14 protein-coding genes are annotated in these 16126 nt (G+C 42.5%); 13 read left to right on the top strand and 1 reads right to left on the bottom strand.

The window, feature by feature from the left end; genetic code table 11:
- Positions 1–3: 3 nt before the first annotated feature.
- Complete coding sequence (locus CE058_RS01310; RefSeq protein WP_286167826.1) at positions 4–546, bottom strand: hypothetical protein; 543 nt, start codon at positions 544–546, stop codon at positions 4–6.
- A 102-nt stretch (positions 547–648) separates the two neighbouring features.
- Between CE058_RS01310 and CE058_RS01315 the strand changes: the two genes are divergently transcribed.
- From CE058_RS01315 to CE058_RS01375, 13 genes are all read left to right on the top strand, one after another.
- Positions 649–1656 (top strand): DUF3231 family protein, encoded by a 1008-nt coding sequence (locus CE058_RS01315; protein WP_163139779.1) that lies wholly within the window; start codon positions 649–651, stop codon positions 1654–1656.
- A 1025-nt stretch (positions 1657–2681) separates the two neighbouring features.
- Positions 2682–3335: a DsbA family oxidoreductase gene (locus tag CE058_RS01320; protein WP_227888069.1), complete on the top strand. Its 654-nt coding sequence runs from the start codon at positions 2682–2684 to the stop codon at positions 3333–3335.
- A gap of 138 nt (positions 3336–3473) precedes the next feature.
- Entirely contained in the window at positions 3474–4382 is a 909-nt protein-coding gene (locus CE058_RS01325) for a cupin domain-containing protein (RefSeq protein WP_283913142.1), read from the top strand.
- Between the two features lie 118 nt (positions 4383–4500).
- Positions 4501–5634, top strand: coding sequence for a GerAB/ArcD/ProY family transporter (locus CE058_RS01330; RefSeq protein WP_163139783.1), 1134 nt, complete (start codon positions 4501–4503; stop codon positions 5632–5634).
- Positions 5594–7054, top strand: coding sequence for a spore germination protein (locus CE058_RS01335; protein WP_048011583.1), 1461 nt, complete (start codon positions 5594–5596; stop codon positions 7052–7054). The genes CE058_RS01330 and CE058_RS01335 overlap by 41 nt, the downstream gene beginning before the upstream one ends.
- Positions 7054–8196, top strand: a complete 1143-nt coding sequence (locus CE058_RS01340) for a Ger(x)C family spore germination protein (RefSeq protein WP_163139785.1) — start codon at positions 7054–7056, stop codon at positions 8194–8196. Before CE058_RS01335 ends, CE058_RS01340 begins: the two co-directional genes overlap by 1 nt.
- Before the next feature lie 116 nt (positions 8197–8312).
- Positions 8313–8756, top strand: coding sequence for a DUF2243 domain-containing protein (locus CE058_RS01345; RefSeq protein WP_048011585.1), 444 nt, complete (start codon positions 8313–8315; stop codon positions 8754–8756).
- The gene (locus tag CE058_RS01350; RefSeq protein ID WP_163139787.1) at positions 8753–9238 is read left to right on the top strand and encodes a hypothetical protein; all 486 of its coding nucleotides are present in this window, start codon (positions 8753–8755) and stop codon (positions 9236–9238) included. The genes CE058_RS01345 and CE058_RS01350 overlap by 4 nt, the downstream gene beginning before the upstream one ends.
- Before the next feature lie 119 nt (positions 9239–9357).
- Positions 9358–11271, top strand: a complete 1914-nt coding sequence (locus tag CE058_RS01355) for a PTS mannitol transporter subunit IICBA (protein WP_048011586.1) — start codon at positions 9358–9360, stop codon at positions 11269–11271.
- Positions 11272–11349: 78 nt separating this feature from the next.
- On the top strand, positions 11350–13431 hold the full coding sequence (locus CE058_RS01360; protein WP_163139789.1) for a BglG family transcription antiterminator: 2082 nt from the start codon (positions 11350–11352) through the stop codon (positions 13429–13431).
- A gap of 12 nt (positions 13432–13443) precedes the next feature.
- Positions 13444–14580: a mannitol-1-phosphate 5-dehydrogenase gene (locus CE058_RS01365; RefSeq protein WP_163139791.1), complete on the top strand. Its 1137-nt coding sequence runs from the start codon at positions 13444–13446 to the stop codon at positions 14578–14580.
- 175 nt (positions 14581–14755) lie between these two features.
- The gene (locus tag CE058_RS01370; protein WP_483297527.1) at positions 14756–15073 is read left to right on the top strand and encodes an NUDIX hydrolase; all 318 of its coding nucleotides are present in this window, start codon (positions 14756–14758) and stop codon (positions 15071–15073) included.
- A 116-nt stretch (positions 15074–15189) separates the two neighbouring features.
- A complete protein-coding gene (locus CE058_RS01375; protein ID WP_163139795.1) occupies positions 15190–15948 on the top strand; it encodes an alpha/beta hydrolase in 759 nt (252 codons plus the stop codon).
- The last annotated feature ends 178 nt before the right edge of the window (positions 15949–16126 follow it).

Genomic DNA, 16126 nt, shown 5'->3' on the forward strand with positions numbered 1-16126 from the left:
CCGCTATTCCATTGAAAAGACATCAGCAATCTGCATGATATCTCCTGAAAAAATGCAATACATATCTTCAGGGCCGGTTTCAATTGGCATTTTCGGAATGACCATCCCATCGTAGCCTTGTTTCGACAGGTTTCTGCAAAATTGGGTGTTGGCTTCATCTTTATTCAATAGGATCGCCTTATCTTGCCAGGTAAGGTGTCTTTTTTTTTTGCTTGCATAGTCGCAAAAGGGGTCTCTCTCATTCATGAAATGATCATAAGAATCAAATTCTCTTAAGTTTGGTTCATCTATATAGACTTTATAGACAAATCCACGTATTAACTTATCATATTGAACCACTTTCGGTGTTCCATCTTCCCAGAAGTCCGTTTCCGATTTTTCGCAGACTGTTTCTTTCCCAATGGCAAATGACTTAGCAGACTCAAAATCCGATGTACACCAGATCCCAAGTGTATCCAATTCCTCCATTTTACTTTGCCCTGCCTGCTCTTTTTGAAAGTGATCCAATTTCTTGATGGAACCGTAATAAACGATCAAAAGAAACACCTCCCGATAGTTAGGATGTGCAATATTTAATTATTTATTATATCCCTTTGTAATTCTTTCAGCTTTTGGAAATGCTAAGAGAAAAAGGAGGGACGTGTAGTCATGAATGATAGTCAGAACACTGCATTGACTGCAGCTGAAATAGCGCAGTTATGGTCGGCTTATTTGAACAGCAGCATGAGTCAGTGTATTTTCTTATATTTTTCAAATACAGTTGAAGACCAGAAACTACAGTCCATGCTTCAGGAAGGTCTTCAATTAACGGATGCACATTTACAGAAGCTGACTGGATTTTTTGAAAATGAAGGCTTATCCGTGCCTTATGGGTTTAAGCGTGAAGAGGATGTGAACACTGCAGCCCCAAGACTGTTTTCAGAAAATTTCTCTCTCTATTTCTTTTATAATATGGCCATGTTTGCAGTGAATTTTTATGCTTTGGCCAAAACACTTTCTGTCCGTTCGGATATTGTGGAATACTTTAACACTTGTTTGATGGAAGTTAATGAGTATGAAACAAAATTAAAACAAATGCTGCTGGACAGAGGCTTGTATATGAGATCACCTCATGTCATTCCAGTAAAAGAAACCAGCTTTGTCGAAAGCAAAAAATTCATGGGTGGATTGTTCGGCGATAAAAGGCCCCTGAATGTTATTGAGATTACAAATATATATTCAAACTTGATAAGAAATGCAATGGGAGAAATGATTATGATCGGGTTTAGCCAGGTTGCCCAATCCAAGGAAGTCGGGCAATTCATGGTAAGAGGAAGGGATATTGCTGCAAAACATACAAAAGTCTTTGCTGAGCTGCTTGAGGAAAGTTATCTGCCTGTTAGCATGTCCTGGGATATGGTTGTAACAGATTCCACTGTCCCTCCCTTTTCAGATAAATTAATGATGTTTATGACCACTTCGCTCATTGCATTAAGTGCTGGGATCTATGCTACAAGTGCTGCCTCGAGTGCACGAAAGGATATTTCGCTTAATTTCATCCGCTTGTCTGCTGAAATTGCTAATTATGCTGAAGATGGTGCAAACATTTTGATTAAAAATGGCTGGTTTGAGGAGCCGCCGCATCCGGCGGACCATGATGAACTCGCAAATAAATGAGAGTTATGGGAGAATGTCCAGAATGGCGGCAGCCTGCCGGGTATGGAGTTAATAGTCGGATTAAGGCTACAAATGGCTGTTGCTTGTGGGAAATGGCAGTTAATCGGGGGGAATAACGCCGAAAATGCCGGGTTCCCTTGAGAAATGGTAATTAATCGGGAGGAATAACGCCGAAAATGCCGGGTTCCCTTGAGAAATGGTAATTAGTCGGGAGGAATAACGCCGAAAATGCCGGGTTCCCTTGAGAAATGGTAATTAATCGGGAGGAATAACGCCCAAAATGCGGGGTTCCCTTGAGAAATGGTAGTTAATCAGGAGGAATAACGCCGAAAATGCCGGGTTCCCTTGAGAACTGGTAGTTAATCGAGAGGAATAACACTTAAAATGCGGGGTTCCCTTGAGAAATGGTAGTTAATCGGGAGGAATAACGCCCAAAATGCGGGGTTCCCTTGAGAAATGGTAGTTAATGAGGAGGAATAACGCCGAAAATGCGGGTTCCCTTGAGAAATGGTAGTTAATCGGGAGGAATAACGCCGAAAATGCCGGGTTCCCTTGAGAAATGGTAATTAATCGGGAGGAATAACGCCAAAAATGCGGGGTTCCCTTGAGAAATGGTAGTTAATCGAGAGGAATAACGCCGAAAATGCGGGGTTCCCTTGAGAAATGGTAGTTAATCGAGAGGAATAACGCCGAAAATGCCGGGGATCTGAGGGAAATGGTAATTAATCGAGAGGAATAACGCCCAAAATGTCGAGTTCCCTTAAGAAATGGTAGTTAATCGGAAGGAATAACGCCGAAAAACGCGGTTACCCAAGAGAAATGGTCTTTATTCTCGCTCAATAACGCCCAAACCTTCCATCACCAGAACGGTAAGCGTCACAAACCTACATCAGCAAACCCTGGCTCTGAGCTTTTTCCGTGTAAAATAAAATCCCCCCAACTATACTAAAGAAGAAAATACTGTATGGGAGGAATCAGGTATGCATATTGAAATGTGGACTGACTTCGCTTGACCGTTTTGCTATATTGGCAAAAGGCATCTGGAGGATGCCATTAAACAGATTAATCATCCAATCGAAGTGACTTACAGGTGCTTCGAGCTGGACCCGACGGCAGAGCGGGATATTCAGGATAACATGTATGAGAAATTGGCGAAGAAATATGGGATGACGATTGAGCAGGCGAAAGCCAACACGCAAAACATGGTGCAAATGGCGAGAAACGCCGGGCTTGAATTCAACATTGATACCATCGTTCTTACTAATACGTTTGACGCACACCGTCTGACGATGTTTGCCAAAACAAAAGGGTTAATGAAAGAAATGACAGAACGGCTGCTGCGTGCTTACTTTACAGATTCCAGGCATATCGGAGATCCTGCGACGTTAGCCCAGTTAGCAGAAGAAGTTGGCCTGAACCGTGAAGAAGCTGAACAAATGCTTGCCGGCGATGCGTTTGCGGATGAAGTCCGTGCAGATGAGCAATTGGCGCAGCAGTACCGCATTACAGGAGTACCGTTCTTTCTTATTAATAAGAAGTACGCACTGAGCGGAGCACAGCCAACAGAGATGATCATTCAAGCACTGCAAAAGATTATTGCAGAGGACGAGATAACTGTTCTAAATGACAATGACGGTATGATCTGTGATGACGACGGCTGTGAAATTCCGAAAAAATAATTCATTCATGAAAAGAGAACCAGTCAGGGACATGACTGGTTCTTTTTGCGTACATAAGCCCAACTTAATAAAACAATGTACCTTCTTTTTTCATAGGCATATGATGTGGTGATAATTCTGTGAAGGGAATGACAAGTATTGTATCATCCTAATGCGTATTCCTATCCTTACTACCCACAGCCTCATTCACCTGTATATCATACTGACGAGATGTTAAGAAGCAATCAGGATCATTTTCAGCAGCTTTGTGAAACGGTTCTTGAAGGCGTCAAAAGGGAGGCATCTGTACTTGAGTTATACACTCAGCTGGCAGAGCATGCTCCAAATGAAGAGCACAAGCAGAACATTATTCAGGCAATCGAAGGAAAGAAAATCTATTTAAACCATTTTTGCAACCTTTATTACAATTTAACAGGGAAACAGCCTGAGTATCAGGTCGGCCATGTTGCCATTGATCATTACCGTGATGGATTGCGCATGGCATATCAAATCGAAATGGAAGGTTTCGAGGAGAACCAAAGGGGTTCCGTGCTTACTCAGCTTCCACAGGTTCAAAATGTATTCTTATGGGCAATGAGCGGCGAACAGGAAAATGCAGCGCGATTAGTCTCACTTAATAACCGGGTGACCGATTTCGGTCCGCAGCCATTTGTCGTGGATATTGAGGAAGCAACGAAGAAAAATAACAAGTTCCGGACAGCCCTATGGACTGGAAAGCATTTGCAGCTGACATTAATGAGCATCAATGTTGGCGAGGATATTGGCCTTGAGGTTCATCCGGAGCTCGATCAATTCCTGAGACTTGAAGATGGTGAAGGAATGGTTTATATGGGGGATAGTCCTGACCGGCTGGATTTTCAGCGGAAAGTAGCGGATGATTTTGCGATTATCATTCCTGCAGGCAAATATCATAATCTGATTAATACAGGCAATAAGCCACTTAAGCTTTATTCCATTTATGCGCCGCCGCAGCATCCTTTTGGAACCGTGCATAAAACAAAGGCAGATGCCATGGCTGCCGAGGAAGAACATCATCAAGGAAATTAAAAGGAGAGGGATGAAATGAAAGCAATAAGCTTTCGTTTCATCCCTCTTTACTATCTCATTACATAAATTTCACTTGTCTGGTAAGTATATTAATTAAAATAAATAGCTGGAGATATTTATGCAAAATTTAGTTAAAGTACTGATACCCAGACAACTAATGTTATTAATGATCCTGTCCACAGGCTTGCTTAACCATGTAATATTGATCCCTAATTTATTGACAGCTGCCGGCAGAGACAGCTGGCTTAGTGTGATTGCAGCTTATCCGATCTCGGTAATATTAATATGTCTTATCTATTACATACTTAAAAATTCTACAGATGATGGTTTCTTCCCAATGCTGAGAAAGCGACTTGGAAAAATGATGTCCATTCTGCTGTCTATTCCTGTTATCGTCTTTTTGCTTACGAGCACTTATATAACGTTCAGGGACTTAGTGATCTGGTTAAATGCATTTTTCCTGGCAGATTCCTCTGTTTTATTGATTAACATCATGCTAATAATCGTTTGCTTCATTATGACACAGGCCGGTGTGAAATATATGGCGATCTCAAGCGGGGTGCTCCTGCCGTTTGTCATGCTATTTGGTGTATTTATTTCCATTACCAACACAAGATTGAAGGAACCCGGCCTGCTGTTTCCAGTCCTTGCAGATGGTTTTGAACCCATCATGATCGGGATTGTCTATACTCTTTCGGGATTACTTGAGGTTTATATTATTCTTTTACTGCAGCCTTATTCACAGAAATCCTTTAAGTTGAAGCATTTAATTTTTCTTCTGACTCTTTTAACAGGTCTGACTTTGGGGCCGCTCACAGCGGCAATCATGGAATTTGGACCTGAGGAAGCAACAAGATTCCTTTACCCTGCCCATGAGCAATGGAGAGTTTTAAGCATTGGTGAGTATATCTCTCATCTGGACTTTCTCGCATTATTTCAGTGGCTAAGCGGGGCACTTATCAGAATCGGATTATTTATGTATTTAGCAGGCACATTTTTTTCCGCTAAAAAGAAACATTATCGATTAAACCCCAAATTAGTCATTATTTTATACCTCATCCTGGTTGGTTTAATCAGCATAAAGATAGAAACTTACACTTTTTATCAGTTTATTTATAAGTATTATCTGCCCGTCAGCATGGTGTTTTTCCTATCTTATATCCTTTTGTCAGCGTTGATTGTATTAGTTTTGAAGAAAAGGGTTGAAAAACATGGCAAAAACAAAACTTCTAAAATCCAATCCTCACCATAATGAGAATGGCTGCCAAAAGACAGAAGAGTTAAAGCAGCAGTTTAGCAAAAGCGGCGATTTTGTGAGCAAATCACATGTTACCGAGAATGAAGAGTTTGAAATATTATTTTTTGATACACTGGTCGATACCCAATATTTGGATCAATACATTTTACCTATGATTGCAGCCGCGAAGAGCGGTTCGGTAAAAGAAAAGCTCAGGATATTATTTCAAGCTGACCTGGTAACAGGAAAATCAATTAATGATTTATCGCAATTGCTTTTTGAGGGCAATTATCTTTTCGTGGCTGATAAGGACCTGCTTAGTATTAAGGCAGCGAATATTCCGAAGCGCCAGCCGGAAGAATCTGCACTTGAGACTTCTATTAGAGGTCCAAAGGACGGATTTGTTGAAGATTTACAGACCAATATATCTTTAATCCGCAGAAGGCTCAATACCAGTACGTTATGTGTCGAGAAATATACCTTTGGAAAACGGAGCAAAACCAAAGTGGCACTTATGTATATAGAAGACATTATTGATAATCGTGTTTTGGAAGAAATTCATAAAAGGCTTGAAAAGGTTGAACTCGATATCTTGACGAGCATCCATGAACTCGACTCTCTAATTAGAGATCGCCCTTTTTCGATTTTTCCCAGTCTTGATTATACCGGCCGCCCGGATTTTATTGTGCAGGCACTGAATCAGGGCCGATTTGCCATTTTGGTGGATGGGAATCCCACTGTTACATATGCACCAATCAGCTTATTATTGCAGACGAAATCGCCTGAAGACTATTACATGAATTATGCATTTGTCAGTATGGAAAGAATGATCAGGATGATCGGGATAACGGTATCGGGTTTTCTTCCGGGGGTATGGATCGCTTTTTCCGCATTTAATATAGAACAGATTCCTTACCTGCTCGTTGCCACCATTTCTGTATCCAGATTTGGGCTGCCTTTGAGTGCACCAATTGAAATGTTCATCATTCTCCTTTTGTTTGAACTATTTAATGAAGCAGGAGTCCGACTGCCGAGAGCCATTGGCCAGACAGTTGCAGTACTGGGGGGCTTAATTGTCGGTGATGCGGCTATAAGGGCGGGATTAACCTCTCCAACGATGCTGGTAGTGGCGGCGATTACGTATATTTCGTCTTTTACTCTTGTGAGTCAGTCACTTAGTTCTGCCATTACTATTGTAAGGTTTTTTGTTATCATCATGAGTACTTTTTTAGGCTTATTTGGCGTCATCGTATGTTATATTCTTACTGTCTTATATTTATCCACAATCTCATCATTTGGAGTTCCTTATCTTTCTTCTCTGGCTCCGATCAGCTGGAGAGAAAGCATAAAGTCATTTCTGATGCTTCCTGTTCAATTTTATAAATCACGTACAACATCCACCAGTCCTGACGATCCGACTAGGAGGGATAAGTAATGGCCAGAAGTATCATTCTGATTATTTCGGCATGCTGTATCATGCTTTCAGGCTGTTCCGGCATCAAAAACATTCAGGATTTGACTTATATTGTATCGATTGGTATGGACTATGATGATGATAATAAAGAATATACAGTCTATCTCCAAGGACTAAATTTTATAAATGTCGCGAAGCAGGAAGGCGGAAAATCTGCAGACCCAGTCCCTATTTTTGTGGCTTCAGCAAAAGGAGAAACGTTAAATTTAGCAGTAAGGAATCTCTATAAAATGTCCGAACCTCCTCTATATTTCGGCCATATAAAAACCCTTGTCATTACCAATAGGATCGTTCAGCACAAGTTCAAGGAAGTTGTGGAGGAAGTCGGGAAGAATCGTTCCATACGTCCTACACTTCATGTCGTCACAACTGATGAAGAAATTGAAGAGGTTTTTAATATAAATGCCTTGTTTAACTATCCTGCCGTCTATACCGTTTTATTTAAAAAGGATACTTACGAGATTGCCCAAAATGAAATAAGGCCGGTAACAATAATGAAATTTCTGCGGGATTATTATGAACCCATGAATTCATCAAGGCTGCCCTTTGTAAAAATAAATAAAACAAGCTGGAAAGCAGAAAAGGATTATCCGGTTTTATATTTTGACGGGTATTCCGTTTTTCAAAACAGGGAGTATAAGAAGGAGCTTGAATTTGAAGATTCTTTATTCCTTGATTGGCTGCTGGAAAAATATATTGCTATTGATGAAAGAGTAGAAGAAGAGGGTAAATTGGCTGCTGCAGTTAAGCTGGAAAGTCCAAAACTGAAAATAAAGTATGATGATGATTCCGCCACCCCCAAATTTTCAATCGATTTATCCGTTCGCGCTGATTTATTGGAAAAAGTACAGGATCTTCCAATAAGCAGATTAACCAGCCTGGCTGAAGAGGAAGTCAAATCAAAGTTAAAATCTCTATATCTTGATGGGGTCGAAAACAAAATTGATTACTTGAATGCCGGAGAAAAATGGTTTCGCATGCATCCTGAGCAATTCGCAGAGTTAAAAAGAGCAGGCAAATTTTTTTTGGAGGAAGACTCTCTGACTGACATTAGGGTTAACGTTCAGATTTATAATTTCAACAGCTATAAATATATTGAATAAGACTGGGAAGAGGAGATGCCTCTTCCTTTTATTGCGGGTAAATTTGATCTATAAGAATAATTCCTCTCCATTTTGGGCACTAATCGAAGTATGAATGTTTTTCGGAGGGTGCTTTTATGAAAAAAGAAAACAAAAATTTATTCATAGCCGGGTTAATACTCGGGCTTGGTCTGGTAGGGGCGATTGATGGCATCGTATTTCATCAGCTGCTGCAATGGCATCATATGATACTGAGTCCAAATATCAAACTCGAAATTTTTACAGATGGTCTGTTTACGGCATTATTTTCGGCGAAGCTGCTTTGGGGCGGGATGAAGATTTTTCAGGATGCCCGCAAAAATGAATTGGGCACCAGCTGGAAGATCTTCACTGGCGGTATATTTATAGGGGGAGGCGCTTTTAATATTGTCGAAGGAATTGTGGACCATCATATCCTCCAGGTCCACCGTGTCAGGCCACTGGCAGAAAACCCTTTAGTTTATGATCTGGCCTTTTTAGCCATTGGATTAGTGCTTGTCATAATTGGGTTTATGATTAAGAGGATGGAGAAGGAAGCATGATGAAAAAAGTAAGAAGCTTTATCAGTTTTATCGTTATTTTCTTAGGCTTTTTTTATTTTTACACCAGTCAAAACCCTCATAACCAGACCGGCGCAGCGGGTCACATGGCACATGGATATGTGGAAATTCCGAAGAAAAATGAGATTCCGTCTGTAGATGTAACCTTATCCCCGGACGGTCCGGATACCTGGCTTTTGAAGCTGGATCTCGTTCATTTTACCTTTGCCCCTGAGAAGGTGGGCGAGAAGCAGCCAAGCTATAACGAAGGACATGCCCACTTATACATAAATGGCAAAAAAATCAGCCGCCTATACGGAGAGTATTATCATTTAGGCAAACTGAAGGAAGGCAGAAATGAAATTACCATAACCCTTAATTCCAACAATCACGGGGCCTTAATGGCCGGCGGAAAGCCCGTGCAGGTAACCAGGGTCATTGAAGTGAATAAGCAGGAAAAGAGCGGGGATTACAATCTGGAATAGGAGAAACTATAGTTTTGTCATCAGTCATGCGACAAAGTTAGGTTTCTCCTTTGTTGAGTCCGGCGGTTATGTACTTTACCATTAGTAATAAAGTACTTATTTTGAAAGGATGAGTGTAAATGGCTCAATCTAATCTAAAAGTTGCTGTACAGAAGTTCGGTAACTTCCTGAGCTCCATGGTGATGCCGAATATCTCAGCTTTTATAGCATGGGGTCTTATTACAGCTTTATTTATACCTACTGGTTTCATTCCAAATGAAAGCCTTGCCAAAATGGTAGGGCCAATGGTGACATACTTGCTTCCGCTGTTAATCGGATACACCGGAGGTAAGCTTGTTCATGATCAGCGCGGTGCCGTTGTTGGTGCCATCGCGACAATGGGGGTAATTGCCGGGGCAGAAATTCCAATGTTCCTTGGCGCCATGGTAATTGGTCCTCTCGGGGGCTATGTGATTAAGAAATTTGATCAATTGGTTGAAGGCCGAGTGCGTGCAGGCTTTGAAATGCTCGTGAACAACTTCTCAGCAGGAATTCTTGGTGCCATTCTGGCCATCCTTGCGTTCCTTGGTATTGGGCCTGCAGTTGATGAATTCACAGGCTGGCTTGTAGCAGGTGTGGACTGGCTGATTGGCACAGGGCTGCTTCCGCTTACAAGCATCCTGATTGAACCGGCAAAGGTATTATTCCTGAACAATGCCATTAACCACGGTGTTCTGTCGCCAATCGGCGTTGAGCAGGTAAAAGAAACAGGACAATCCATCCTGTTCCTGCTTGAAGCGAATCCTGGACCTGGTCTTGGTGTTTTGCTTGCTTACATGTTCTTTGGAAAAGGCAATGCAAAGAAATCTGCTCCAGGTGCCGGAATCATTCACTTCTTCGGCGGAATTCATGAAATTTACTTCCCATACATTTTAATGCGCCCTATGCTCATTGTTGCGGTTATCCTTGGCGGAATGAGCGGTGTGTTCACACTGGTTCTTTTAGGCGGCGGATTGTTCGCTCCTTCATCACCGGGAAGCATCCTTGCCATTACCGCTGTAACACCTCATCATGCAAGTGCGTATATTGCAAACTTTGCAGGTGTGATTGTGGCTGCAGCCGTTTCATTCATAGTCTCTGCCTTTATTATGAAAACAGGCAAGCAGGGTGAAGAAGATATTGAAGAAGCTGCGAAAAAGATGCAAGAAATGAAAGGCAAGAAAAGCTCTGTTTCTAACGTATTAGAAGGTGAAAAGGCTGCCATGCCTGATAACGTATCTAAAATTTATTTTGCCTGTGATGCGGGAATGGGCTCAAGTGCCATGGGTGCATCACTGCTGCGCAAAAAGGTGAAGGAAGCAGGGATGGACGTTGCAGTTACGAATACAGCGATCTCCAATCTTCCTGCAGATGCCCAGATCGTCATTACACAGGAAGAACTGACACCAAGGGCACGCCAGAAAGTGCCGAACGCCTTCCATGTATCGGTTGATAATTTCCTATCAAGTCCGGAATATGACAAGCTGATTGACGCACTGCAGTTCCCGGCTAACTCGGAGCTGCACGAAATCGTTGAAGAAGCAGAAGAAAATGTTCCTGACATGGCGGATGAGGAAATGGCTCATGATGACGATTTATTGCGTCCGGAAAATATTTTCCTGAACAAAGAGTTTGCTGATAAGGATGAAGCAATCCGCTTTGCCGGGAGAGTGCTTGTGGATGCAGGCTATGTGGAAGAGAGCTATATTGAAGCGATGATTGAACGTGATAACATCACATCGACTTATATGGGGAATGATGTAGCAATCCCTCATGGAACGGAAGAGGCGAAAAAGGCTGTCATCAAATCCGGCTTTACTGTTATCCAGGTGCCAAATGGCGTAGATTTTGATGGTCAAAAGGTCCGTCTGATCTTCGGAATTGCAGGAAAAGACGGCACACATCTTGAAATCCTATCAGGCATCGCGGTAACATGTTCTGACATGGATAATATCGAGAAACTGGCTTCTGCTGAATCTGTAGAGACCATCATGGATATTATCGGAAAGAAATAACTTTACGAATAGAAAAGCGTCCTTATGCGCTTTTCTATTCAGTGTTTATGTCACTAATTGTAGAAATGAGCTGATCTCATGTATATTACATCGAGGGAAAAAGCCATTATTGAATTCATTATAAAAACATCGGGCAAACACACGGCATTGTCGATTGCTTCTTCATTAAATGTCAGTGCAAGAACAATCCAGAGGGACTTAAAGGCAGTTGAGAAAATTGTCAGTGAGTTCGGACTGACCTTAACCCGAAATGTAAATCAGGGACTTGTCATTGAAGGGAAAAATGAGCAGATTTTCAGGCTGATCCAGCATTTGACCAGCAGCGAACCGATCGATGAGCTTCCTCAGGAAAAGAAGCTGCGCCTTCTTTTGGCCATTCTTGAGGAAGACGTTTATAAGACTCAGGTGCTTGCCGGGTACCTCGGCATCAGCACGGCAACTTTGACAGCATACCTGGACGAACTTGCTGAATGGCTATCCCGTTTCCAGGTGAGCTTGACGAGAAAGCGTGGGGTCGGCGTAGAACTTCACGGAACGGAAGCAAATAAAAGAATAGCGCTTGCCCATTTTCTCCTTCAATACTTTCATGAAGAATTAATTGAGAAATTATTTTTGCTGGACAAAGGGAAGCTCGGGGAAGACAGGATACTGCATTACTTTGAAGCAGATGATCTCCGCCATGTTAACAGCATCATTCAGACTGTATTTAAGGGCGCACCTGCCCGGTTTGCGGATAGCGGATATCTGGAGATTGTGCTGCATGCGTGCATAACACTAAAAAGGACACTCAGCGGGTTCCCGGTGGAACGGAAGGATCTTCCGGAGACAGAAGTTACGGTTGAATATGGGTTGATCCAGGAGGTCACAAGCAGGCTCGGACAGACATTTGACTGTGCGTTTTCAGAGGGGGATATCCTTTACCTTGCGCGTATACTTAAAGGCGCCAAATGGAGCGGGGCGGAGGCTTTTCCGTACGACAGCATTGTGCTCGCCCAAATGATCAGGAACGTGATTAAATCTGTTTCGGAACAGCTGCATGTGGATTTGAACAAGGATTTTTCCTTATTTCAGGGACTGCTCGCCCATATGGAGCCATCTCTATACCGTATCAAGCAGAATATGGAGTCTTATAACCCGCTTCGAGAAGAAATCAAGCGTAAGTATCCGGTTCTGTTCATGGCTGTGAAAAATAGTCTTGAAGAGGAGTTTACGGATATTGATCAATTTTCCGATGACGAGATTGCGTTTATCGTCCTTCATTTCGGTTCGGCCCTTGTGATGCAGGAAGAGCATCTTTCCATAAAGGCTCTGCTCATTTGTCCTACAGGCATCGGCACCTCCAAAATGCTGAAAAGCAGGCTGAAAAAAGAGGTGGCTGAAATTGATGTCATCGAAATCAAGTCGATTAAGGAAATTTCAGAGGGTGCCGATCTGAAGGAATATGATTTAATCCTTTCTACTGTCAGACTTCCTTTTATACATGCAGAGTATATATTGGTGAACCCGCTCTTAAGTGAAGAAAACATACTTACGATAAAAAACTACCTGAAGAACAACATTGAAAGCTTTACAAAAGGGAAGCCTTATCAGGAATTGACTGATGGCGGTCACCAGCAGCAAGTCTCTTTAGGCTCCATGCTTGAGGAAATTAGTGATATTCAGGAGAGCATCCAGTCTCTGATTCAAAACTTCCGGTTTTACCGGATGGATGGGGAAGCAAGCCAGGAGCAGATTCTCGCAAAAATGCTGGCGAATGCAGAAGGAGAGCAGCTGCTGACAAATCCTGAAGATGTGCTTCAATCATTAAGGGAGCGGGAACAAAAAGGCGGCCTTGGCATTCCTGAAACAAATATGGCACTCTTTCACACGCGCAGTCAAAACGTCCGTAAGCTTATTTTTCAAATTGCCCACCTGCCTGATCCTTGCCTGGTAAAGGGGATGGACGGAAAAGAAGTGGCAATGAAAAACCTCCTGCTTATGCTGGCGCCAGATGAGCTAAGCAGAAGAGAGCAGGAAATATTAAGCTTAATCAGCACGAATATCATTGAGACAGAGGAAGCGATTTTACTATTTTCTTCCGCAAACGAAGAGATGATCTTCAAGAAGCTGGAATCGATTTTTACAGAATACCTCCAATCTCATTTTAAAATAAACCGGTAAAGGAATGATTCGATGAAACAGGCAGTGCATTTTGGAGCAGGAAACATAGGAAGAGGATTTATCGGAGCATTGTTTTCACAGTCAGGCTACCATGTGACATTTGTCGATATTGCTGAAGGAATTATCAATCAATTAAACGAAGAAAAACAATATAAAGTGATACTGGCTGCAGATGAACCGGAAAGCTTGACCATTGAAAATGTGTCAGGATTGAATAATTTGACGCAGGAGGCTGAAGTGATTGAGGCTATTAAACAGGCTGATTTCTTAACAACAGCCATTGGGCCAAACATCCTTCCGCGGATTGCGCCGTTAATGGCGAAAGGCCTGGCTGCCAGAGCAGAAGCAGGGATCACAGAAGAGCTTTATGTCATCGCATGTGAAAATCAGATCTCAGCAACTGACTTATTAAAGGGTTATATTTTGGAGAATCTGGAGAGCGGTATTAATCTTCAAAATGTATCTTTCTTAAACTCCGCTGTAGACCGGATTGTTCCAATTCAGAACAATCAGGGATCACTCGATGTATTGGTTGAACCGTACCATGAATGGGTTGTCGAAACCACTGAAGATATTCCGCATATTGAGGGAATGAAGATTGTTCCGGAGCTTGCGCCGTTTATCGAAAGAAAGCTGTTCACGGTTAACACAGGACATGCGGTTATTGCGTACTTTGGTTACCTTGCGGAGAAAGAAACCATCGATGAGACACTTGCTGACGGGGACATATACAAGCAGGTGCAGGCAACACTGGGCGAAACAGGTGCTTATTTAATAGATCGCTATGATCTGAATCCGGACGAGCATCAGAAATATATCGATAAAATTATCGGCCGTTTTGAGAATGCACGCCTGAATGACGGTGTCACGCGAGTCGGCCGTTCACCAATAAGGAAGCTTGGACCTGAAGACAGACTGGTCCGCCCGGCACTGCAGGCTCAGAAGGCAGGCCTATCCTTCACAAACCTGGCAAAAGCCATTGCTGCAGCCCTATTGTTTGATAACAGGAAAGATGATGAAGCGGTTAAGCTGCAGGACATGATTCAGGAAAGCGGAGTGGCATATGTACTGAAAGAAGTATGCGGACTTGAAGAATCAAGCGAACTCGCACGTGAAATACTGAAGCAATATGAAGCGCTAAAAAATTAATGGAAATAAGACTGCTGAGAATGATCAGCAGTCTTATTTTTTTGGAGCTTTTTTCCTGGGACCATTGTAAAATATTTTACAAGTGAGGTACAGAAATGAAATTTACTAAAGTGTTTGAAGAAGAAGGTTTAAACTATCATTCTGTGATAACGAGGGAAGCTGTAGAGCCGTTATTTTGGGTGAGAATGGGAGTTTGCTGGTGCGTTCGAATCGTGGTGATTATAAATTCCCGGGAGGCGGTGTTATAGGGAATGAAGATTGCTATGAGGCGCTATTACGCGAAGTGTCAGAAGAAACGGGATACATACATGCAGCTGTGAAGAACAAACTGGGTACGGTTGTTGAACGGAAAATTGATGAGTTTGTTGATACCGTGCTGTTTCAACTGAATTCTCATTACTCCCTTTGTAAATTAGTGGTCATCAGCAACTGTGCCAGCAGCTTGAAGGCTATGAGATCACACAGGAATTTTCCCCGGAGTGGGTGCTATTGAAGAAGCGATTGCCAGGAATGAGGCGGCAGCTAAACTGGATGGGGCAAATGGATGGATAAGAAGAGAGAATTTTGTTTTGAATGCACTATTAGAACAATGAGAATGAGGTGGCAGCCATGCTTGAAGTGTTAACTGTGTCGATTTTTAATCAGGAAAGAAAGGTCCGGATTTATCTGCCTGAGGATTATTACAGCAGCCATAAACGCTATCCAGTACTATACATGCATGACGGGCAAAATGCTTTTGGTGGTGAAGAAGCAATTGGCGGAGTGTCCCTGGATCTGCATAAACATCTGGATCAACTCAAATCAGATTTGATCGTGGCGGCGATTGACCAAAATATAGAAGGCGAAGAACGGATTAATGAATATTGTCCATGGAAACATGGAGATTTCAGCGAGCTGCTGTTAGGGTACAAAAGCGGCTCAGGCGGCAAGGGGAGTGATTATGCTGACTTTATCGTGAATGAGCTGAAGCCATTAATTGATGGAAAATATAAAACTATGACTGGCGAAAATTATATGGCAGGCATCTCTTTGGGCGGACTCCTCTCTGTTTATGCCGGCTGCAAATATCCTGACGTTTTTAAAAGAATCGCAGGGATGTCATCTGCTTTTTACCGGAATCAGGAGGAAATAGAAAAACTGGCAGCCAGCACACCTTCATCAGGGAAAATATATCTGGATTGCGGCACTGCAGAGGCGGGGGAAAATAGCAAGATAAGTGAATTATTTTTGGAGTCTAACAAAGCTGTTTATGAAAAATTAAAAAGCAGCGGATCTGAGGTTGAGCTTCGGATCGTTGAGGGGGCGGGGCATAATTATACGGCGTTTAAGAAGAGAATAGCTGGTGTGATGGAGTTTTTCTTGAATTAGAAGTGTGGTTGGTTAATCGGGAATAGGGGGCTAACCAGGAAAAGTAGCAGGGGACGAGAGATGGGAAGTTAATCCGGGGGATTAGCGACCAAAAAGAGTGGAGACCGAGGGAAATGGTCGTTAATCAGGAGGAATAACGACCAAAAAGAGCGGAGACCGAGGGAAATGGTAGTTAATC

Origin of the sequence: Bacillus sp. 22-7 (genome assembly GCF_010628845.1) — a bacterium.
In the GTDB taxonomy this organism is placed as follows: domain Bacteria; phylum Bacillota; class Bacilli; order Bacillales; family Cytobacillaceae; genus Cytobacillus; species Cytobacillus firmus_B.